General features: G+C 63.4%; 1 protein-coding gene. It reads left to right on the top strand.

Features of this window, described 5'->3' with window-relative positions; all coding sequences use genetic code 11:
- Window positions 1-22: 22 nt before the first annotated feature.
- Window positions 23-2,072, top strand: a 2,050-nt coding sequence (locus tag MJD61_15760) for a hypothetical protein (protein ID MCG8556721.1), incomplete at its 3' end; no start/stop codon positions are given.

Below are 2,072 nucleotides of genomic sequence, written 5' to 3'. Positions count from 1 at the left end.
TGAGTATCGCCGAGAACAGCGCTTGACCGAGATCAAGACCTTCGTAGGCAAGCAGCAGATCCGCGAGTACCGCCTCAGCTACCAGACATCGGGCGGCCTGTCTGTGTTGGATCAGGTGGTGGAGTGTGCTCGCAAGCGGGTCGAGTACCGGACCGCAGGCGACCTGTTTACGAAGATCGTCTCGAGGCACCGCACCGACGGGACCGCACCCTACAGCTTCGAGGTCACGACCAGAGACGGTCGCACCTCGCTTTACGCACGTCGTGGACAGAGCGCCGTGTGGGATGCCTGGCTGCTTAGCGAGGTCAAGGAACCCGTCGGCAACTTCATGAAGGTGAGTTGGTATACGGACTCGGTCGTGGCCGGTGCCGTGGCCTACAGGCCCCGGGCCATCCGCTACAATTACTCGAGCACCGACCCTTGGGCCAGCCCCGACACCCAAGTCACGTTTCACTACGTAACACGCTCCGATCGCCGCTCGACTCACGACGGCGGGCGGCAACTGCGCAGGGAGAGTCGTCTCGACAAGATCAAGACCTTCGTGGGCCAGCAGCAGATCCGCGAGTACCGCCTCGGCTACGATGTAGATAGCACCACGTCGGTGTTGACCCATGTACAGGAATGCGCGCGCAGGCGCGTGGTTCCGAACGGCACATCGGGGCCGGACTGGGAGGCTGCGTGCCGTGGCGCATTGGCATTCGACTACGCCCCGGTGCAAACGGGTTTCGGCGGGTCGGTGTCGAGCCCGGAAAACCGGAACGTCTCGTCGCGGAACGAGACCACGGTGATGGATTTGGACGGCAACGGCGAGGACGACGTGCTGATTCGGAGCAGCGCTGGCTGGTACTTGCTGTTCAACAGCACGAGCTGGCACGAACTGGGCTCGAGCCTGCTCGGCTACCACCCCGTGGTCACCGACTACTACAACACCGGCCAGGACGACATCCTGGCGCTCAAGCCTGACGGCAGCGATACCAAGCACATCTACTATGCGAACAACACGGTGCAGGTGGTGGACGACACCGTGGTGAGGAATCAGGCGTTTGAGCGCGTGCTTGGCGCCGACATCGACGGGGACGGCCTGAAGGACGTGCTGCATTGCACGAACGGCTGGTGGCAGCTGCGTCGCAACCTGCGGTCGGGCGGCTTTGCGACCTGGCTCGAGTATTGGCCGTACTTGTTTGCCGGCGATTGCGATGACCCCGAGGTCGTGGATCTGCACGGCAACGGCGTCGAGGAGCTGCTGTACAAGGATTTGTGGGGAGGCCTCCGTGTAGCGTACTACACCCAGACGGGTAGCGTGGTGCAGGCCCGTGTATACGGCCGTACGGGACACGGCTGGGAGCAGCTGCTGCACGGGCAAAACGTGCGCATCGACTGGAATGCGGACGGGCGTCCGGATTTCATCGACCTCAGGGAGCTGACCCCACAGGGTCGCGGGGAGCTGTTTGTCAACCTCGGCAACCGCATCGTGGACGCCGAAGACAGCGAGGAGGTGTCGTTTCAGGCAGGCGGCTACGACCTGGATCTGACCAGCCTTCCGCCCGGGATAGGCTTCGATCCTGCTGCGTTCAAGCGAGCGCTCGTGGCCCACCACTACGTGCTCGACGAGAACGGGGACGGCAAGGACGATATTGTTACACGCTACCAAAACCAGTGGCTTGTGCTGCGCAGCACGAGCGAGGGCTTCAGCTTCGCGGCGCTTTCGCTGCTCGCAGGCGACCAGAAGCTCACGCTCTACGAGGCGAGCGGCGACGGCATGAAGGACCTCGGCTACGTTGACGCGGTGAACGAGACCTGGGAGGGCCACCTGCGCACGGGCCCGCCCAAGCCTCTGCTCGGGGTGGTGCGGGAGATCCAGGGGGCGCGGATGGCGTTCGAGTACGCCCATCTCACCAACAGCAGTGTCTACGAGCATTCCTACGTAAACTGCGCCCACCCCCGTAACTGCCGGCGTCCGCGTCATGCAGTGGTATCGCATCACCACGTCTGGCAATCGGTATACAACGAGTCCAACCCCGAGCTTGGCCGCCGGGACTACGCCCACAGCTACGGGGGCGGGTTATCCGATC

It is taken from the genome of Pseudomonadota bacterium, assembly GCA_022361155.1.
Classification (GTDB): domain Bacteria; phylum Myxococcota_A; class Polyangia; order Polyangiales; family JAKSBK01; genus JAKSBK01.
Note: the sequence above shows the minus strand (reverse complement) of the source record. Positions and strands in the feature narration are given on the sequence as shown.